The 19,759-nt window shown below is 44.6% G+C and carries 21 protein-coding genes; 13 read left to right on the top strand and 8 right to left on the bottom strand.

Annotation, left to right across the window (positions count from 1 at the left end; translation table 11 throughout):
• Positions 1–147: 147 nt before the first annotated feature.
• Complete coding sequence (gene radA / locus ZX61_RS00890) at positions 148–1,527, top strand: DNA repair protein RadA (RefSeq protein WP_049842849.1); 1,380 nt, start codon at positions 148–150, stop codon at positions 1,525–1,527.
• 275 nt (positions 1,528–1,802) lie between these two features.
• On the opposite strand, the gene csdA is transcribed toward radA, so the two are convergent.
• The 4 genes from csdA to ZX61_RS00870 all read right to left on the bottom strand — a co-directional run bounded on the left by csdA (position 1,803) and on the right by ZX61_RS00870 (position 5,435).
• Positions 1,803–3,014, bottom strand: coding sequence for a cysteine desulfurase CsdA (gene csdA, locus ZX61_RS00885; protein ID WP_049842848.1), 1,212 nt, complete (start codon positions 3,012–3,014; stop codon positions 1,803–1,805).
• Positions 3,014–3,613 carry a DJ-1 family glyoxalase III gene (locus ZX61_RS00880; RefSeq protein ID WP_049842847.1) on the bottom strand — a complete coding sequence of 200 codons (600 nt, stop codon included), beginning with the start codon at positions 3,611–3,613 and terminating at the stop codon, positions 3,014–3,016. Before ZX61_RS00880 ends, csdA begins: the two co-directional genes overlap by 1 nt.
• Positions 3,610–4,500: a 2-dehydropantoate 2-reductase gene (panE, locus tag ZX61_RS00875; RefSeq protein WP_049842935.1), complete on the bottom strand. Its 891-nt coding sequence runs from the start codon at positions 4,498–4,500 to the stop codon at positions 3,610–3,612. Before panE ends, ZX61_RS00880 begins: the two co-directional genes overlap by 4 nt.
• A 113-nt stretch (positions 4,501–4,613) precedes the next feature.
• Positions 4,614–5,435: a nucleoside-specific channel-forming Tsx family protein gene (locus tag ZX61_RS00870; protein ID WP_049842846.1), complete on the bottom strand. Its 822-nt coding sequence runs from the start codon at positions 5,433–5,435 to the stop codon at positions 4,614–4,616.
• Between the two features lie 343 nt (positions 5,436–5,778).
• Between ZX61_RS00870 and ZX61_RS00865 the strand changes: the two genes are divergently transcribed.
• From ZX61_RS00865 to ZX61_RS00855, 3 genes are read left to right on the top strand one after another with little or no spacing between them, the layout of a single operon-like run.
• Positions 5,779–6,360: an LON peptidase substrate-binding domain-containing protein gene (locus ZX61_RS00865; protein ID WP_049842845.1), complete on the top strand. Its 582-nt coding sequence runs from the start codon at positions 5,779–5,781 to the stop codon at positions 6,358–6,360.
• A gap of 57 nt (positions 6,361–6,417) precedes the next feature.
• Positions 6,418–6,996: a sigma-70 family RNA polymerase sigma factor gene (locus ZX61_RS00860; protein ID WP_049842844.1), complete on the top strand. Its 579-nt coding sequence runs from the start codon at positions 6,418–6,420 to the stop codon at positions 6,994–6,996.
• A gap of 1 nt (position 6,997) precedes the next feature.
• Positions 6,998–7,660: a ChrR family anti-sigma-E factor gene (locus ZX61_RS00855; RefSeq protein WP_049842843.1), complete on the top strand. Its 663-nt coding sequence runs from the start codon at positions 6,998–7,000 to the stop codon at positions 7,658–7,660.
• A gap of 52 nt (positions 7,661–7,712) precedes the next feature.
• Here ZX61_RS00855 and ZX61_RS00850 read toward each other — a convergent pair whose 3' ends face one another.
• From ZX61_RS00850 to ZX61_RS00835, 4 genes are all read right to left on the bottom strand, one after another.
• A complete protein-coding gene (locus ZX61_RS00850) occupies positions 7,713–9,104 on the bottom strand; it encodes an AmpG family muropeptide MFS transporter (protein ID WP_049842842.1) in 1,392 nt (463 codons plus the stop codon).
• 72 nt (positions 9,105–9,176) lie between these two features.
• A complete protein-coding gene (locus ZX61_RS00845) occupies positions 9,177–9,722 on the bottom strand; it encodes a peptidylprolyl isomerase (protein WP_049842841.1) in 546 nt (181 codons plus the stop codon).
• Complete coding sequence (locus ZX61_RS00840; RefSeq protein ID WP_049842840.1) at positions 9,722–10,291, bottom strand: YajG family lipoprotein; 570 nt, start codon at positions 10,289–10,291, stop codon at positions 9,722–9,724. The genes ZX61_RS00845 and ZX61_RS00840 overlap by 1 nt, the downstream gene beginning before the upstream one ends.
• 62 nt (positions 10,292–10,353) lie before the next feature.
• Complete coding sequence (locus ZX61_RS00835) at positions 10,354–11,484, bottom strand: methyltransferase (protein ID WP_049842839.1); 1,131 nt, start codon at positions 11,482–11,484, stop codon at positions 10,354–10,356.
• Between the two features lie 138 nt (positions 11,485–11,622).
• On the opposite strand from ZX61_RS00835, the gene bolA reads away from it, so the two are divergent.
• The 9 genes from bolA (at position 11,623) to nqrM (ending at position 19,716) form a co-directional block, all read left to right on the top strand.
• Complete coding sequence (bolA, locus tag ZX61_RS00830; RefSeq protein ID WP_049842838.1) at positions 11,623–11,931, top strand: transcriptional regulator BolA; 309 nt, start codon at positions 11,623–11,625, stop codon at positions 11,929–11,931.
• Between the two features lie 433 nt (positions 11,932–12,364).
• Positions 12,365–13,705: a Na(+)-translocating NADH-quinone reductase subunit A gene (locus ZX61_RS00825; RefSeq protein WP_049842837.1), complete on the top strand. Its 1,341-nt coding sequence runs from the start codon at positions 12,365–12,367 to the stop codon at positions 13,703–13,705.
• A 5-nt stretch (positions 13,706–13,710) separates the two neighbouring features.
• Positions 13,711–14,955, top strand: a complete 1,245-nt coding sequence (locus ZX61_RS00820; protein WP_049842836.1) for an NADH:ubiquinone reductase (Na(+)-transporting) subunit B — start codon at positions 13,711–13,713, stop codon at positions 14,953–14,955.
• Complete coding sequence (locus tag ZX61_RS00815; protein ID WP_049842835.1) at positions 14,945–15,715, top strand: Na(+)-translocating NADH-quinone reductase subunit C; 771 nt, start codon at positions 14,945–14,947, stop codon at positions 15,713–15,715. The genes ZX61_RS00820 and ZX61_RS00815 overlap by 11 nt, the downstream gene beginning before the upstream one ends.
• Positions 15,715–16,347, top strand: a complete 633-nt coding sequence (locus ZX61_RS00810; protein ID WP_049842834.1) for an NADH:ubiquinone reductase (Na(+)-transporting) subunit D — start codon at positions 15,715–15,717, stop codon at positions 16,345–16,347. The genes ZX61_RS00815 and ZX61_RS00810 overlap by 1 nt, the downstream gene beginning before the upstream one ends.
• Before the next feature lie 7 nt (positions 16,348–16,354).
• A complete protein-coding gene (gene nqrE, locus ZX61_RS00805) occupies positions 16,355–16,951 on the top strand; it encodes an NADH:ubiquinone reductase (Na(+)-transporting) subunit E (RefSeq protein WP_004744903.1) in 597 nt (198 codons plus the stop codon).
• Between the two features lie 33 nt (positions 16,952–16,984).
• Positions 16,985–18,211, top strand: a complete 1,227-nt coding sequence (nqrF, locus tag ZX61_RS00800; RefSeq protein ID WP_049842833.1) for an NADH:ubiquinone reductase (Na(+)-transporting) subunit F — start codon at positions 16,985–16,987, stop codon at positions 18,209–18,211.
• A 245-nt stretch (positions 18,212–18,456) separates the two neighbouring features.
• Entirely contained in the window at positions 18,457–19,461 is a 1,005-nt protein-coding gene (locus tag ZX61_RS00795) for an FAD:protein FMN transferase (RefSeq protein ID WP_049842832.1), read from the top strand.
• A 21-nt stretch (positions 19,462–19,482) separates the two neighbouring features.
• On the top strand, positions 19,483–19,716 hold the full coding sequence (gene nqrM, locus ZX61_RS00790; protein WP_049842831.1) for a (Na+)-NQR maturation NqrM: 234 nt from the start codon (positions 19,483–19,485) through the stop codon (positions 19,714–19,716).
• Positions 19,717–19,759: the final 43 nt, after the last annotated feature.

The raw sequence follows: 19,759 nt of genomic DNA, 5'->3' as shown, positions 1-19,759 counted from the left end.
TTGTTAGAGTATCCCTTACTCAAAATATCGACCTTGATATAAAGATCTTTAGTGATATGTTACAGCGAATCAAGTAGAGATGGTGAGATACGCAAGCGTGGATGCTGTTTGCGTCACAAATACAATATTTAAGATACCTGAGGTTACATGGCAAAAGCGAAGAGAGCATACGTTTGTAATGATTGCGGAGCGGACTTCCCCCGCTGGCAAGGGCAGTGTAATGCGTGTGGAGCGTGGAATACGATCAGTGAGATACGTTTAGCGGCATCTCCTACTGTGGCGCGTAATGAGCGTCTTTCAGGGTATGCCGGTTCAGGCATAGAGGCACAGGTACAGACTTTATCTGAAATCGATCTACAAGAAGTACCGCGCTTCACCAGTGGCTTTAAAGAGTTCGACCGAGTGCTTGGTGGTGGTGTTGTCCCCGGTGCTGCAATCCTTATCGGTGGTAATCCCGGAGCGGGCAAATCAACCCTGCTGCTGCAAACCATGTGCTACTTAGCTTCACAGATGCCGACACTCTATGTTACAGGTGAGGAATCATTGCAACAGGTCGCGATGCGTGCCTCTCGTCTAGGTTTGCCTAAAGACAATCTTAAAATGTTGTCAGAAACCAATGTTGATCGTATTTGCCAAATTGCTGAGAAAGAGCAGCCGAAAATTATGGTTATTGACTCGATACAGGTTATGCATGTATCGGATGTACAGTCATCACCCGGTAGTATTGCGCAAGTAAGAGAAGCCGCGACAGCACTTACTCGTTACGCTAAGCAAAACAATGTGTCGGTGTTTATTGTTGGTCATGTAACCAAAGACGGCACTTTAGCGGGGCCTAAAGTGCTTGAACACATTATCGATTGCTCGGTTTTACTCGACGGTGGCGCGGATAGTCGCTTTAGAACGCTACGTAGTCATAAGAACCGTTTTGGTGCGGTCAATGAGCTTGGTGTATTCGCCATGACAGGGCAGGGGCTGAAAGAGGTAAGTAACCCTTCTGCCATATTTCTATCTCGTGGTGAAGAAGAAACATCGGGTAGTTCAGTGATGGTTGTGTGGGAAGGGACGCGTCCGTTACTGGTAGAGATTCAAGCCTTAGTCGATTACTCACAATTAGCTAACCCGCGTCGAGTCGCGGTTGGTCTAGAGCAAAACCGATTGTCGTTACTTCTTGCCGTATTACACAAACATGGCGGTCTGCAAATGGCCGATCAAGACGTATTTGTTAATGTCGTCGGTGGGGTAAAAGTAACAGAAACCAGTGCTGACCTAGCCTTGGTCATGGCGTTGCTTTCTAGTTTTAGAGACCGTCCGCTACCGAAAGACGTGGTGGTATTTGGTGAAGTGGGCCTAGCTGGAGAGATTCGCCCTGTACCTAGTGGACAAGAGCGCTTAAATGAGGCATTTAAACATGGTTTTAAGAAAGCAATCGTCCCGGCTGCTAATATGCCTAAAGGCGGTATCCCAGGTATGCAGATCCACGGTGTGAAAAAGCTCTCTGAAGCGATTGAAGCGTTTGATGAGCTGTAGGGAAGAGGGAACGGACTTCGTCCTATGGATCGCTTTGCTAATGGAATGGGTGTTGCCCTATGGAACACTTCGTTTCGAGCGAACTGGATCGGGCTTCGCCCTGATAAAAAGAAGAAGCCTCTTTTCGGTCATTCCATAGAACGACAAAGGAGCGAGTAGGGAATCTCATCAAGTGTTCGAGTTGCTTTAAGAGATCCCCAACTCGGTCGTTCCTCCCTCTTGAGGATGACCGTTATTAAATCATAACCATTTGAAATTTAAGTGATTTTACAGTTCTATAGCATATCCACCGCTTTCTCAACCGCAGCGACTAATCTATCAACGTCTTGCATGGTGCTATAAACCGCAAAAGAGGCGCGGATAGTGCCTTTCACGCCTAACGCATCCATTAGCGGGTGGGCACAGTGGTTGCCCGCTCTGACAGCGATACCTTGCTGATCTAATAGGGTGGCGACATCTTGATGGTGTACGCCGTCAATCACGAAAGAGATAACCGATGCACCATGCTGAAAGCCTAAGATTTGCACATCTTCAATTTGGCTCAGTTTTTGGTGAGCTCGTTCGACAAGCTGGTGGATATGTTGCCCAACTTGAACCTGATCCAATGATGAATACCAATTGATCGCGGTAGCCAAAGCGATTGCTCCAGCTACATTTGGGGTTCCCGCTTCAAATTTACCAGGTACGCCAGTGAAAGTTGTACCACTGAAAGAGACTTTTTCAACCATCTTCCCGCCACCATGCCAAGGCGGCATGGACTCTAGTAAGCTAAGTTTACCGTAGAGCACGCCAATCCCCGCAGGAGCAAAGAGTTTGTGCCCTGAGAAGACATAGAAATCCGCGCCAAGCGTTTGCACATCGACTCTCTCATGTACGACTCCTTGAGCGCCGTCGACAACCACAATGGCATCGTGCTGGTGGGCAAGCTCTATGACTTGCTCGATAGGCTGTCTTGTTCCAGTTACGTTAGTGATATGAGCGAGTGCGACTATCTTAGTATTCTGATTTAGTAATGTTTCGAACTCAGCTAAATCAAATAGACACTGGTTTGTCATCGGGATTTTGATGACTTTGGCTCCGGTTTGCTCAGCGACAATTTGCCAAGGGACAATATTCGCATGATGCTCCATTTCACTGACCAGTATCTCATCACCGGGCTGAAGTAGTGAGCGGGCATAGGTTTGAGCGATTAGGTTCAATGCTTCTGTAGCCCCGCGAGTCCAAATGATCTCTTTACTTGAGGCTGCACCAATAAAGTTTGCGACCGTCTCACGTGCGTTTTCAAATTCACTGGTCGCCTTAGCCGTTAAGCTATGGCTACCTCGATGGACATTGGCGTTTTGTTGACTGTAGTAGTCTGAGATGGCAGTGATAACGCATTGTGGTTTCTGGCTAGTCGCGGCGCTATCAAGATAAACCAATCGTTGCTCATTCACTTGTTGGTTTAGAGCTGGGAATTGAGTTGCGATACTATTGGCATTGAACATTATTCGTCACCCAATTTATGGTATTGCAGAGTGGGGATAGTCACCATAGGCTCTGCCACTGTCCAAGCGTGAGCTTTGCCGGATAAGTTAATGATGATTTCCATCGCGAACTCAAGTGCGGTACCAGGCCCTTGACTAGTGAGTAGATTGTGGTTGATATCGTATGTCACTCGTTTTACACGCCAATTTTTCTTTGCAATATGGCTTTCAAAGCTTGGGTGACAGGTCATAAGGGCGTCTGAGTAAAGATCATGATGTGCTAATACCAAGGCCGGAGCTGCGCAGATCGCTGCGACTAGCTTGCCTTCATACATCTGCTGTCTAACAATTTCGACCAGAACAGTGCTATCACGAAAAACTTCAGCGCCACCTATGCCGCCGGGTAAAATCACTGCGTCAAACTCGTCGTCAGCAATGCCTACCAGTTTGCAATCGGCGGTTAGGGTTACACCTCGCGAAGCTTTGCAGGTTAGATTACCATCAAAGTCAGCACTGGCTACAACGACTTCATAGCCCGCACGTACCATCATATCAATAATAGTTATGGCTTCCATTTCTTCACTGCCAGGAGCAATTGGGATGAGTACTTTTTTAGTCATTGTAAATTCCAATTTTGTTCGATTTGTTTGATAGCTTGATACAGTTCGCGATTTTTGGGTGTTGAGATACCATGAGCTGCGGCACGTTCAAGTAAATATCCAGTAATAAAGTCTATCTCGCTTTGGCGATGATGAAAAATATCCTGTTGCATGGAAGAGTGGTTAGCTGAGGTAGCCTCAATAACATGGTTCACGGTTTGAGACAGCTTATCGCGTGATAGTGGCACCTGTTCAGCGGAAAGTACGTTGTGAATTTCATCGAGTAGAACTCTGATTTCTTGCTGATATTCGTTCGAGGCGAGTTTACCGTTAGTTACTTGATGAATCGCAGTCAGGGGGTTTATTGCACAGTTGATCGCGAGTTTAGTCCACAGGGCATGTTGAATATGTTCATTCCAATTAACTGGGGGCAGGGCGTGTGAAAACACCTCTTGGAGAAATGCACATTGCTTACCTTTTGAGTTGTAACCACCTAGCTGTGTTTGCCCGCTGCCAGTATGCAGGACTTGCTGCTTAGTTGGTTTATACGCGCCATGCGTTGTAGTGGCTAATACTAGTGGGTTTGCGGGTAATAACCGTTCGACTGAGTTTGAGGATCCCATACCATTGTGCATCAATACAATGATGGCATCAGGGTTGATATGAGTACTCAGTGGGCTAAGTGCTTGCTCAACTTGCCATGCTTTGACCGTCACCAAAATCAGATCCGCTTGTTTAACGCGACTGATATTACCATTGGTAAAACTATGCGCAGTTTGCTGATCAAGTTGCAGCGTTAGGGTTTGATCTGGCGATTTAGACCAGACAGAAATACTATGACCTGCTGCTTTAAATTTGGCTGCCCATAAGGAGCCCATTGCCCCAGGGCCTAAGATAATAATATTCACCGAAATCACGCAAGTAGATTACTTTGCACCAAGGATAATGGTGGCGAATTGGAAAGCAAATAAAAAATGGCACCGGAAGGTGCCATTTTTATAATTCATTAAATAGAATTCGCTTAGAACTTGTAAGTGACAGCTACGTAGTGAGCTACACCTGATGAGTCGACAGTTTGAGTCCAAGGCAGTGCTTCGCCATCTTTGAAACCGTAAACATCTTTGTATAGTTTTAAGCCGTAACCTACTGCGAAACGATCAGAGTGCCAGTAGATACCGTTAAACATTGCTCCACCGTTTGAGGCATTTGTATTGAACTTGTTGCCCGCTTTGTCATCCATACCGAATTGATAATCGATGTAACCTTGGTAAGAGATAAATGAGCCATTCTCGAAGAAATGGAAAGGCTTGAACCAGTTAGTCGAGATCTGGAAACCGTTCCAGTCTTTGTTGTTGCCGTAGTAAGAACCATATAGGTTTAGGCCAACTTTTCCTAACCAAGGCACCATTACGTCAGAACCGATACCAATCTTTTGATTGTTAACACCAGCATTGCCACCCCACTCCATAAGCGTTGCGACATACAGTTCTTGAACTGGACCAAATGATAGGTCTTTACCTGTTAGCGCGTCTAGAGACATACGTGGTGCGAACTTCATAAAGATCTTCTCTGCACCAGCTTTATCACTGCTTGGATCTGAAGTTAGGTTAAATACGTCAACGTAACCGTAAAGATCGAAGATTCCTGAGCGGCCACCAAATTCCATTTCTAGATAGTCGTGGCTAGACTCTTTGCCTGCGCCTTTCTCATTGAATGCGCCCATTAGGTTGAACTGCATCCATTTGTAATCGTTCTTGTGAATGTCACCGTCTGAGTAGTCGGCAGCCATTGCTGGTGCAGACATCGCTGCAACAACACCTAGAGCTAAAAGTGATTTACGCATATTGGGAACTCTCTATGTTTGTTAATTCAAATATTCAGTAGATATTTACTTAGTTGCACGATCTTAGTTGTGCTTTATGGGGAGAATAATATCGACAAAAATCTCAAAAGCCATGTGCAACGTGTGTAAAAAAACATAAAACAGGTGATCTGGTTCTCATTCGTAAACTAAATTTTCAAATGTAACGGAACTTTCATTGCGTTGCACAAAAAGTGATGCAGGTATCGTTTACGCAAACGTTCCCCTTTATTTTTATGCTTGTCATGTATTCAACATATTTGGTGAATGATCGGGTTGGCGTGTTGTAACGTAACTGTTAATAAATATATTTGGAGTTATATTTATGTCCGAGATTATGCTTTTTCCTTTGAGCTCTTTTGTGTTGCCAGAAGGTAAAATGCGCCTAAGAATTTTTGAGCCAAGGTATAAGAGGCTTATCTCACAAGCTCTAAAGTCAGATGGCACGTTTGGCGTGTGCCTGTTTGATAAAGCAGGAGCGGCAACCTGCAGTGAGCTGTCTAAAATTGGCACTCTGGTGAAGGTGGTTGATTTTGAACAACTCGATGATGGCCTGTTAGGGATCTCTGTTACCGGTTTAACCAAGTTTGAGATAAAGCATCTTAGAGTCGAGTTTGACGGTCTGCGCTATGCGCGAGTGAAGTGGCTACCGAATTGGGAAGTAACTAATGTTGATTCTGAGGCGGAACCATTGTGTCACTATCTAAATCGCGTCTATCAACAGTTTCCCGATATCGGCAATTTATATGAACAGAAATTTTTTGATGACGCGAGCTGGGTAAGCCAGCGCTGGTTAGAGATTATCCCCCTCACCAACCAGCAGTTTGATCACTTGGTGGCGCAAGTGGATTGTAGCGACGCGCTCAATTTTCTGAAAAAAACACTGGGTAATGAACTTACGCAGTGATCGAGTAGTGCTTTTTGTCGTATACCTATTACAAAGGGCGTTATTAAGGATATCGAAATGGTCGACATGGATACCCAAGCTTTTAATAAAAATGACTGGGCATCGTGCATGGAAAAGGTTCAACAGCAAGACAAGCAGGCATTTGCGCTTGTTTTCTCTCACTTTTCCCCACGTTTAAAGCAATTCGCTTATCGCTATATGGGGAATGAGCAGATTGCACTAGAGATCGTTCAAGAAGCGATGGCGACAGTTTGGCAGAAAAGCAGTCTTTTCGACGGAGATAAAAGCTCCCTATCGACGTGGATATATACGATAGTCCGAAACCTGTGCTTTGACACTCTCAGAAAGCAGAAGGGGAGAGATATACACCTTCATTCTGAAGACCTTTGGCCCAATGATTATTGCCCGCCGGATATGGTTGAGCATTACTCTCCGGAAACAGAGCGACTCAAGCAGCAAATTATTAAATATCTCGATATCTTGCCTGAGGCACAAAAAAAGGTAGTTAAGGCAGTTTATCTCGAAGAGCTACCGCATCAGCAGGTTGCAGAAATGTTCGATATACCATTGGGCACCGTCAAGTCGCGGCTTCGATTAGCCGTAGAGAAACTTCGTATTTCTATAGAGGCAGAATAGTATGAGTTACCACCCACAAACATCTATGTTACAAGCGTATGTACAGGGTATGCTTGATGATGTGAGTGCTTTTACCATTGCCACTCATATTGAAAGTTGTCCTAAGTGTCGACAGATGGTTCAGCATTTTGAAGCTCAGTGCGGTGAAGAATTGTTTAACGAGAGCATCGATTCGACTCAGGGTTTAGACTCCATGTTTGAACAGATCGTTAGCTTAGAGCAAAACTGCGAACCTTTGCGACCCCCTCGCTTACCGACCTTTATTGAAGTCAATGGAAAAAACTTTAGGTTACCCCTTTCCTTATCTCGCTTTAGAGATCGAATAAGTGAGTGGAAAAATTATGGCGGTAAGGTCTATAGCGCTTCGATTGATATATCAGAGCAAGCTCGAGTCAACCTGATGTACATCGCCGAAGATGTAACAATACCCCAGCACACTCATAAGGGGCTAGAGTCTACATTAGTATTGCACGGGGGGTTCAGTGATGAAGAGGGACATTATCAAGTAGGTGACTACTTACTTAAAGATGGCTCGGTAAAACATAGTCCTTTCACCCGTCAAGGAGAAGATTGTTTATGCTTAACCGTACTGACTGAGCCTATGCTATTTACCCAAGGTGTGGCGAGAGTCTTTAATTTGTTCGGGAAAGGTATGTACCCTTAACAAATTGGAATAGAGGTGGTAAAAAGGCTTGGTAAACCCAAGCCTTTTTTGTTTATGTATTTTCTGCGTTTTGCTGCTGCATTTCTTGTTTATCGCGCTCTCTTGCTCTGTCTAGCATATCGGTGAAATAGTGCCTTAGCGAATAGAGCATGATCAAGCTTGGGATGACCATTACAGCGGTCAGGATAAAGAAGGTTGACCAATCATTGAGGTAGTCGACTAACTCACCCGAGAAAGAAGCTAGGGTTGTTCGACCAAAGTTTCCGAGCGATGCTAGCAAGGCATACTGAGTTGCCGAGAAGGCTTGACCTGTGACCACTGTTAAGAATGAAACAAAGGCTACAGTAGAGAAAGCAGAGGTAAAGTTATCAACCACTAGGGTGGCTAAGAATAACTTCTCATTTGGCCCCACGTTAGCAATCCAAGAAAACATCAGGTTACTCGAGGCCATTGCGATACCGCCAATCATAAGACCGCGTACGATACCAAACTTAACATTGACCATACTACCGATCAAAGTGAATAGAATTGTTAAGCCCCAGCCAATCAACTTAGAGTAGTAGCCGATCTGCTCATTGCTAAAACCAATCTCTTTATAGAAGGTAATTGACATTCTGCCAAGGAACGCTTCACCAATCTTAAATAGGAAGACGAAGAGTAATAACGTCAGTGCAACGCGAAAGCCATTACGTTTGAAAAAGTCTAAGAATGGCTCAACAACGGTTACTGTTAACCAAGCAACAGCTCGATTGCCGACCACCTTATTATGACGCTGTTCAGCTTGCGCTTGTAATGAATCTCGCTGAGTCTTTGGCTCGCCGACCAGTAGGGTGAATACCATCAGAAGACCAACAATTGCAGCCATACCATAGTAAACCCCGTTCCAACCAATCGCATCAGCATTAATAAAGGCTAGATAGCCTGGAACTGAATAGCCTGTCCACCAACCAATCACTGCCATAGCGGAAGCTTGCGGCAGCTTTGATGGTTCTGACTTAGGGAAAGTGTCAATTCGATAAGCATCAATGGCGATATCTTGTGTTGCCGAAGAGATGGCAATACCGAGAGCAAGCATGGATGTCAGCATTAGGTTCTGTGAGGGGTCGACACCTGCAATAAACAGAGTACAAACCAGAACCACAGACTGACATAAGAACACCCAACTTCGGCGCTGCCCCAGCATAGCGTGTAGTAGCGGGATTCGTACCCTATCGACTAGAGGAGCCCACAAAAAGTTGATTGCATAGACAGCAAAGACACTACCAAAGTAGCCAATTGCGGCGCGAGTCAGACCAGCATCTTTGAGCCAACCCGACATATTTGAACCGATCAATACCCAGGGAAAACCACTTGAACAGCCAAGCATGAACACCCACATCAGGCGTTTATCCATGTAGCTTTGAATAGTTTCTCGCCAAGACATGGAAGGAGAGTCAAAAGACATACACTATTCCTTGTTTGAGTTTCCGGTGTGCAAGAAGAAAGGCCCTAACCGAAGTGGTTAGAGCCTAGAAAGTTATTTTAGAAGAGTTGCTTTTGTGATTATGATTGGTTCAACAGGAACATCGCGGTAACGTCCTACTGAGTGGGTTGGCTTTTTACCCATTTTTTTAATTACGTCAAAGCCTTGGGTTACTTTGCCAAATACAGCATAACCCGGTGGACGCTGGTCGTAGTCGAGGAAATTGTTGTCGACAAAGTTGATGAAGAACTGACGTGTTGCCGAGTTCGGGTTGTTGGTACGTGCCATGGCAATGGTCGCGGTACTATTCTTCAACCCATTAGACGCTTCGTTCTTAATTGGAGAATAGGTGGCCAGCGGTTTCATATCTTTATCAAATCCACCACCTTGCGCCATAAAGTTAGGAATCACGCGATGAAACTGAGACCCAACATAACTGCCATCGTCGACATACTTTAAAAAGTTTGCCACGGTGATTGGTGCTTTATCTTGGTTTAGCTCAACAGTGAAAGAACCAAGATTGGTTTCGAACTCTACCTTGGGACCTGCAAATGCTAGACTGCTAACTAACGCAAGTGAGGCAATTGCTAATTTCCACATTAGAATCGCTCCTGCATGTAGTTTTGAAGTTCACGGTCGTTAGAAACTTCTTGAAGTACAAGGTTGATAACATCATTGAGCACTTCTTCGATCTCTTCGTTTGATGCGCTAAGTACTCCAGTACGTTTTGCTGTACCCGTGTAAGTCTTAACAAGTTTGCCCTGCGGCGTTTCTGCCGTGATTTCAAGTACCACTTTTCCGTCCATCTGGTTTTCCATCACAGTATGCTTAACGGACACTAGCGCTTCTTGAACTTCTATTTCAATTGAGTTTTCGCTATTGACAGTACTACGGAAACCTTGCGACTTAAACTGATCCAATAGAGCGTTTTCAATCGAGATACGAACGTTTTGCTTGGAGTGAATCGGTTCAATGTTTGAACGTCCACTGTCTACTAAAGCAACATACTGAGCTGAACGCATGTCTTTACTGGTTAGAGTAAAACTTGCATCTTGAACAATATCGCTGTTGCTCAATACCGCCTTAGGCATGAAGTTGATTTGCTCTTGCTGCGGCGCCGAACACGCAGTGAGTAATGCCATTGACGCGGCTAGAACCAGTTTTCTCATTGTAATTTCCTTTCTTGTTAACTCTGCGAGCCTACTGAAACGTATAGACAGATAATAGTGGACTATTTAGTCGCTTGTAAAATAACAAATTTCTTATTGGAAGCGACAACTTTTACGTTCGACTTGCCAAACAGTCTAGTTAGCTTTCCATCGTAGCCGAGGTGACGGTTGCCGATAACTAATAATTGTCCACCGACACTAAGAATTTGCTTTGCATCACAGAACATCTGCCATGCAATGTGATCCGTAATCGCTTGTTGCTGATGAAAAGGGGGATTACACATCACTAAATCGACATTTTTCGCGGGCATTCCATCAAGGCAATTGTTGGCGATGCAGTCTAACTCTCTCTCTTTTCCTAAGTTTGAGATAAGGTTTTGTTGCGCGGATTCCACCGCCATAAAGCTCTCGTCGACACAAGTGAGTTTTATCTGAGGATTTAGTTGGCCCATTTTTACCGATAACACGCCATTACCGCAGCCTAAATCGAGTACGTGTTTTAGTTGTGGATTTTGTGGTAAGTGCTCAAGCATAAAACGAGCGCCGAGATCTAAGCTCTCTCCAGAATAAACATTAGGCAGATTGTTAAGCTCAATCTGTTCGTCATCAACAGACCAACGAGTGTCAGGAGAGACTTTGATTGGTGTTTGACTGTTGGCATTGCTGAAGACAAGGCGATGTTTTTTCCAAGCCAGCGATGTTTTGGTTTCGCCAAGGTATTTTTCGAACAGCTTGAGTGTCGAAGTGTGAATTTCTTTGGCTTTGTTGACAGCAATCACAGGGACTGAGCAATCTAGCGTATCGCGCAGCTGACTGAGCAGCCAGGCTAAGTGGCGATTACTTTTAGGTAACTGAAACAGTACTAGATCTATGTTACTCGGAATCTGATCCATCGTGGTCAAGTAAGTGATCGTCGGGCAGTCATTTGCCTTAAGATTGACGTGTGCACCTTGATGAGAGATAAACGAGTCACTCATCAAAGTGATTTTATGTCGTTTGCTAAACCAACAGCTTAGAGCACCAAAGTTATCGTTAATAATCAGAATGTTCTGATCATTTGGTAACTCTAGTTCTTCAACATGATTTATCAGGTATTCGTCTCCAGCATCCCATGCTTGAAGAGTTTCGTTGTTTCTTTTCGGGTAGCGGAATAAAGAGAGGGTGCGCTGATGCAAAGTAAGCTCAGTTTTCATATTTGGAATGCAAGCAAGTCAGTAATGGTCAAATTGTCGCAAAAGCTGAAGGTTGAGGAAACTAAAACCTTTAGCTTTATGCTAGAGGCGATTATTATCTAACCTTATAAAGTTGTTAATATCTGATGGTAAAAACCGATGATACAAGAAGTTATTGAAAATAAACTGACTGAAGCCTTCAGCCCTGACTATCTCAATGTCGTCAATGAGAGTTACATGCATAATGTTCCACCAGGCTCAGAAAGCCACTTTAAAGTGGTCATTGTCAGCGAGGAATTTGAAGGGGCGCGTTTGATTGCGCGACACCGCCAAGTAAATCAAGTGCTTGCACAAGAGCTTGCTCACCAAATCCACGCATTATCGATGCATACCTATACGGCTGGTGAATGGAAAGAGCAGAATCAGCTCGCACCCGATAGCCCTATGTGTCTCGGCGGCTCAAAATAAGCCACAAAAAGGGGTAGCGTTTGCTACCCTTTTTATTGGTAGCGATAGTTTTGATGTTAACAAGGTAGAAACAAATAAATGCAATGGTTGGTTTTAAAACAGAATGTTTCATGATGTGAATGAATTAGAAAAATAGGAAATAGCGCTCAGATTTGTGTTTGTGCGGTGGCTCAAAGTTATGACTATTCCATAGCCTTTAAACCCTATTCGCTCGAAATATCTCTGTTAATCATAGCATTCATCATGGCATCAACTTCAAAAAAGATGATAGACTACCGCACCTGATAAATCTCGCTGAATTCTTGTAGCGAGATTTTTAATAGGATGTTGCGATTTTGGTGTTTAAAACTTCACCAAAACCGGACACTAGTGTCGTGTCTAAAAGTTACGCAAACAAAGAATCTTTTTCCCGATAAAAGTAGTGCAAGTGCGTATGATTACAATAAAGAAGGGTTTGGACCTTCCTGTAGCAGGAACTCCTACCCAGGTGATTAATGATGGTAAGACCATCAAAAAAGTCGCCTTGCTTGGCGAAGAGTACGTCGGCATGCGTCCTACTATGCATGTCCGCGTAGGCGATGAAGTAAAGAAAGCTCAAGTTCTTTTTGAAGATAAGAAGAACTCAGGTGTGAAATTTACTTCACCAGCAGCTGGTAAAGTGATCGAGATTAACCGTGGCGCTAAGCGTGTACTTCAATCAGTTGTGATTGAAGTTGCAGGTGAAGAGCAGGTGACGTTCGATAAGTTTGAAGCTGATCAACTAGCAAGTATTGACCGTGAAGCGGTGAAAACTCAACTGGTTGAATCAGGTCTTTGGACCGCTTTACGTACTCGTCCGTTTAGCAAGGTTCCAGCAATCGAATCTTCTACTAAGGCTATTTTCGTTACTGCTATGGATACCAATCCATTGGCGGCTCAGCCTGAGTTGATCATCAATGAGCAACAAGAAGCGTTCGTTGCAGGTTTAGATCTGCTTTCAACTCTGACTGATGGCAAGGTTTACGTATGTAAATCTGGTACAAGTCTTCCTCGTTCTTCTCAATCAAATGTTGAAGAGCATGTATTTGATGGCCCTCACCCAGCAGGTCTTGCTGGCACCCACATGCATTTTCTATACCCAATAAATGCAGAAAATGTGGCGTGGAGTATCAACTACCAAGACGTTATCGCCTTCGGTAAGTTGTTCCTAACTGGTGAACTTTACACTGATCGTATTATTTCTCTGGCAGGCCCAGTAGTGAATAACCCTCGTCTAGTACGTACATCTCTAGGTGCATGCCTTGATGACGTAACGGATAGCGAGCTAATGCCAGGTGAAGTTCGTGTGATTTCTGGTTCAGTACTAACTGGTACTCATGCAATTGGACCTCACGCATACCTTGGTCGTTACCACGTACAGGTTTCTGTATTACGTGAAGGCCGTGAAAAAGAACTGTTTGGCTGGGCTATGCCTGGTAAAAACAAGTTCTCTGTGACTCGCTCATTCCTTGGTCATATCTTTAAAGGTCAGTTGTTCAATATGACAACCACCACTAACGGTAGTGATCGTTCAATGGTTCCAATCGGCAACTACGAACGTGTTATGCCATTAGATATGGAACCGACTCTGCTACTTCGTGATCTATGTGCAGGCGATACTGACAGTGCAGCAGCACTGGGTGCGCTAGAACTAGACGAAGAAGATGTAGCATTGTGTACCTTTGTGTGTCCTGGTAAGTACGAGTACGGTGAACTCCTTCGTGAATGCCTAGATACCATCGAGAAGGAAGGGTAATTTTCATGGCTCTTAAAAAGTTTATTGAAGACATCGAGCATCATTTTGAGCCAGGTGGTAAGCATGAGAAGTGGTTTGCTTTATATGAAGCAGCAGCAACACTTTTCTACACGCCAGGCTTAGTAACGAAGAAAAGCTCGCACGTTCGTGATAGCGTTGACTTAAAACGTATCATGATCATGGTTTGGTTCGCGGTATTCCCTGCAATGTTCTGGGGTATGTACAATGCGGGTGGCCAAGCTATATCAGCACTTAACCATATGTATGTAGGTGATCAGCTAGCAGCGGTTGTTGCTGGTAACTGGCACTACTGGCTAACAGAAATGCTTGGGGGCACTTTAGCCGCCGATGCCGGCGTTGGCAGTAAGATAATCCTAGGTGCAACTTACTTCCTACCAATCTATGCAACGGTCTTCATCGTTGGTGGTTTCTGGGAAGTGCTGTTCTGTATGGTGCGTAAGCACGAAGTTAACGAAGGTTTCTTTGTTACTTCTATCCTATTTGCACTTATTGTTCCACCAACACTTCCTTTATGGCAAGCGGCGCTAGGTATTACCTTCGGTGTTGTGGTTGCTAAAGAGATCTTTGGTGGTACTGGTCGTAACTTCCTTAACCCAGCACTTGCTGGCCGTGCTTTCCTATTCTTCGCTTACCCTGCGCAAATCTCAGGTGACGTAGTTTGGACAGCTGCTGACGGCTTCTCTGGTGCAACGGCGCTTAGCCAATGGGCACAAGGTGGCAACGGTGCACTAGTCAATACAGTGACAGGCGCTCCAATCACTTGGATGGATGCTTTCATCGGTAACATTCCTGGTTCGATTGGTGAAGTATCTACATTGGCACTAATGATCGGTGCTGCAATGATCGTTTACATGAGAATTGCTTCATGGCGCATTATTGCAGGTGTGATGATCGGTATGATTGCAACAGCAACGCTGTTTAATGTCATCGGTTCGGATACTAACCCAATGTTCAACATGCCATGGCACTGGCACCTAGTTCTAGGTGGCTTTGCATTCGGTATGTTCTTTATGGCGACAGACCCTGTATCTGCTTCATTTACTAACAAAGGTAAATGGTGGTACGGCGCGCTAATCGGTGTGATGTGTGTACTTATTCGTGTGGTAAACCCAGCATATCCAGAAGGTATGATGCTGGCGATTCTGTTCGCGAACCTGTTTGCACCTCTATTCGACCATTTAGTTATCGAGAAGAACATCAAGCGGAGACAAGCACGCTATGGCAAGTAATAACGACAGCATTAAAAAAACGCTGGGTGTTGTTATCGGGTTGAGCCTTGTTTGTTCAATCATCGTATCAACAGCAGCTGTAGGTTTACGCGACAAACAAAAAGCGAACGCTGTACTAGATAAGCAGACCAAAATCGTTGAAGTTGCAGGCATCGATGCGGCAGGCAAGAAAGTACCAGAGCTATTCGCTCAGTACATTGAGCCTCGTCTAGTCGACTTTGACACTGGCGCTTTTGTCGACGGCGACGCTGCGACTTATGACCAACGCAAAGCTGCAAAAGATCCAGCAGAGTCAATCAAGCTAACGGCTGATCAAGACAAAGCGAAGATTATTCGTCGTGCAAACACGGGTGTGGTTTACCTAGTTAAAGACGGTGACTCAGTATCTAAGATCATTTTGCCTGTTCACGGCACTGGTCTATGGTCAATGATGTACGCTTTTGTTGCAGTAGAAACTGACGGTAACACTGTATCTGCTCTCACTTACTACGAACAGGGTGAGACTCCTGGACTTGGTGGTGAAATTGAGAACCCATCTTGGCGTGCTCAGTTTGAAGGCAAGAAACTGTTTGATGAAAACCACAAACCAGCAATCAAGATTGTCAAAGGTGGTGCTCCAGCAGGTTCTGAACACGGTGTTGATGGCCTATCAGGTGCGACACTAACAGGTAACGGTGTTCAAGGTACATTTGATTTCTGGTTAGGCGACATGGGCTTTGGTCCATTCCTAGCAAAAGTTCGTGACGGAGGTCTGAACTAATGTCTAGCGCACAAAACGTTAAGAAGAGCTTGTTAGCACCCGTATTGGATAACAACCCAATCGCGCTTCAGGTTCTTGGTGTTTGTTCTGCATTGGCAGTAACAACCAAACTAGAAACGGCTTTTGTAATGACACTAGCGGTTATCTTCGTAACTGCATTGTCTAACTTCTTCGTTTCAATCATCCGTAACCACATTCCTAACAGTGTGCGTATCATCGTTCAAATGGCGATCATCGCATCTTTAGTAATCGTGGTAGACCAAGTGCTAAAAGCTTACCTATACGATATCTCAAAGCAGCTATCGGTATTCGTAGGTCTAATCATCACCAACTGTATCGTTATGGGTCGTGCTGAAGCATTCGCAATGAAGTCAGAGCCACTTCCATCGCTAATCGATGGTATTGGTAACGGTCTTGGTTACGGTTTCGTTCTTATCACTGTTGGTTTCTTCCGTGAGTTATTTGGCTCTGGCAAATTGTTTGGTATGGAAGTTCTACCTCTAGTGAGCAATGGTGGTTGGTACCAGCCTAACGGTCTGATGCTTCTAGCACCATCTGCATTCTTCCTAATCGGTTTCCTTATCTGGGCAATCCGTATTCTGAAACCAGAGCAAGTAGAAGCGAAGGAGTAAGGACGTCATGGAACATTACATTAGCTTGCTAGTTAAATCGATTTTCATCGAAAACTTAGCACTATCGTTCTTCTTAGGTATGTGTACATTCCTTGCTGTATCTAAGAAAGTTAAGACCTCTTTCGGTCTTGGCGTTGCCGTTGTTTTCGTACTGACTGTTGCAGTACCTGTGAACAACCTACTTTACAACCTAGTTTTAAAAGAGAATGCATTACTTGAAGGTGTGGATCTAAGCTTCCTAAACTTCATTACCTTTATCGGTGTAATCGCGGCTCTAGTACAGATTCTAGAAATGATATTAGATCGCTTCTTCCCACCTCTGTACAACGCACTAGGCATCTTCCTACCGCTGATCACAGTAAACTGTGCGATCTTCGGTGGTGTATCTTTCATGGTACAACGTGACTACAACTTTGCAGAGTCAGTAGTATACGGCTTCGGCTCAGGTGTGGGTTGGATGCTAGCTATCGTTGCTCTTGCAGGTATTCGTGAGAAGATGAAGTACTCTGATGTACCTCCAGGTCTACGCGGTCTTGGTATCACGTTCATCACAGTTGGTCTAATGGCGTTAGGCTTTATGTCTTTCTCTGGTGTTCAACTGTAAGTCGGGTAAACGGCAGCAATTAAAGGAATAGTCATGAATACTATTATTTTTGGTGTAGTGATGTTTACCCTGATTATTTTGGCGCTAGTTTTAGTGATTCTGTTCGCTAAATCTAAACTAGTACCATCAGGTGACATTACAATCTCTGTGAATAACGACCCATCATTGGCGATCGTTACACAACCAGGCAGTAAGCTTCTGGGTGCTCTAGCTGGTGCTGGTGTATTCGTATCTTCTGCTTGTGGTGGCGGTGGCTCATGTGGCCAGTGTCGCGTAAAAGTTAAATCAGGTGGTGGTGACATTCTGCCAACCGAGCTTGACCATATTACTAAAGGTGAAGCGCGTGAAGGTGAGCGTCTAGCGTGTCAGGTTGCAATGAAAACTGACATGGACATCGAACTTCCTGAAGAGATCTTCGGCGTTAAGAAGTGGGAATGTTCAGTTATCTCTAACGATAACAAAGCAACATTCATCAAAGAGCTTAAACTACAAATTCCAGATGGCGAATCAGTACCTTTCCGTGCTGGTGGTTACATCCAGATTGAAGCTCCTGCTCACCACGTGAAATACGCTGATTTCGATGTACCACAAGAGTACCGCGAAGATTGGGACAAGTTTAACCTATTCCGCTACGAGTCTAAGGTAAACGAAGAAACAATCCGCGCTTACTCAATGGCTAACTATCCAGAAGAAGAAGGTATTATTATGCTAAACGTGCGTATCGCTACGCCGCCGCCTAATAATCCTGAAGTACCGCCAGGTATTATGTCTTCGTTCATCTGGTCTCTTAAAGAGGGCGACAAATGTACTATCTCTGGTCCATTTGGTGAGTTCTTCGCGAAAGACACAGACAACGAGATGGTCTTCGTTGGTGGTGGTGCTGGTATGGCTCCGATGCGCTCGCACATCTTCGATCAGCTTAAGCGTCTTAACTCTACTCGTAAGATGTCTTTCTGGTACGGTGCACGCTCTAAGCGTGAAATGTTCTACGTAGAAGATTTCGACGGCCTACAAGCTGAAAACGAGAACTTCGTGTGGCACTGTGCACTGTCTGACCCTATGCCAGAAGATAACTGGAATGGTTACACAGGCTTCATCCACAACGTACTGTACGAAAATTACCTGAAGGATCACGAAGCTCCTGAAGATTGTGAGTACTACATGTGTGGTCCACCGATGATGAACGCAGCTGTTATCGGCATGCTTAAAGATCTAGGTGTAGAAGACGAGAACATTCTACTGGATGACTTCGGCGGCTAAATTTCAGCGTATTTGAAGCTGTAGCGTTGTTGGTTTCATAAACCCAACCTAATCACATAGACGATCTATGCTCATAGGCTTGGGTTTATTTACCGCCTAGCTACAACTCCAACTAATTGAAATTACGTATATAAGATGGCTGACTGCTATAAGTCAGCCATTATTTTTTAAAGAGTGGTAATAGTCGATGCGTTCTATATAAAACGTATGTGCTATTCCCGTTTCGAATTTAAGGAGTCTAACAAGTGAAAAAATGGCTTGTTGCATTTGCTTCTCTACTCGTTTTAGCTGGCTGTGAAAAGCCCGCGGAGCAGGTTCATCTAAGTGGCCCAACAATGGGCACAACTTACAACATTAAATACATCTCAGCGGAGGGTATCCCTTCACCAGAGGTGCTTCAGCAAGAAGTCGATCGACTGCTTGAAGAGGTCAATGACCAGATGTCGACCTACCGTAAGGACTCTGAGTTAAGTCGCTTTAACCAGCTTCAGTCATCAGAATCATTCGCCGTATCTCCACAAACGGTTACCGTTGTGAAAGAAGCGATTCGTTTAAACGGTCTTACTCATGGTGCATTAGATGTGACGGTGGGTCCATTGGTTAACCTTTGGGGCTTTGGCCCAGAAGCTCGACCTGAAGTTGTCCCTACCGATGAAGAGCTCGCAGCGCGTAAAGCGATGACGGGTATTGAACACCTTTCTGTTGAAGGTAATACACTTAAAAAAGATATTCCTAACTTGTACGTTGATCTATCCACGATCGCAAAAGGCTGGGGTGTGGATGTCGTTGCAGACTACATTCAATCTCAAGGTGTTGAGAACTTCATGGTTGAAGTCGGTGGTGAAATGCGCCTGAAAGGTCTCAACCGTGAAGGGGTTAAATGGCGTATCGCGATTGAAAAACCGTCTACGGATGAGCGTGCTATCCAAGAGATTATTGAACCTGGAGATATGGCAGTAGCGACGTCAGGCGATTACCGTATCTATTTTGAGCGTGATGGCGTACGATACTCGCACATCATCAACCCTCAAACAGGCAAACCGATTCGCCACAAGGTGGTATCAGTGACGGTACTGGATAAATCATCTATGACTGCAGATGGGTTGGCTACGGGCTTGATGGTTCTTGGTGAAGAGCTAGGTATGCAGGTTGCTAACGACAATAACATTCCTGCGTTTATGATTGTGAAAACCCAAGATGGCTTTAAAGAGTTAGCTTCTGAAGCTTACAAGCCGTTTATGAATCAATAATATAATTATGAGCATGTCATTATGAGTACATTTATAATTACCTTTGGTGTGTTTATGGCTGTGATTGCCGCTATGTCAATCGGCTATATCATCCAGAAAAAAGTAGTAAAAGGTAGCTGTGGCGGTCTAGGTGCAGTGGGCATCGACAAAGTCTGCAATTGTCCTGAACCTTGTGATGCGCGTAAGAAGCGCGAAGCACGTGAGGCTATTCGTGCTGAGAAACTTGCCGCTTGGGAGAAAGATCGTATCGCTTAACGCTACGTCTTAATCGGAGTAAAGCACCGACATTATGTCGGTG

This window comes from Vibrio sp. VPAP30 (assembly GCF_001188205.1).
In the GTDB taxonomy this organism is placed as follows: domain Bacteria; phylum Pseudomonadota; class Gammaproteobacteria; order Enterobacterales; family Vibrionaceae; genus Vibrio; species Vibrio bivalvicida.
Note: the sequence above shows the minus strand (reverse complement) of the source record. Positions and strands in the feature narration are given on the sequence as shown.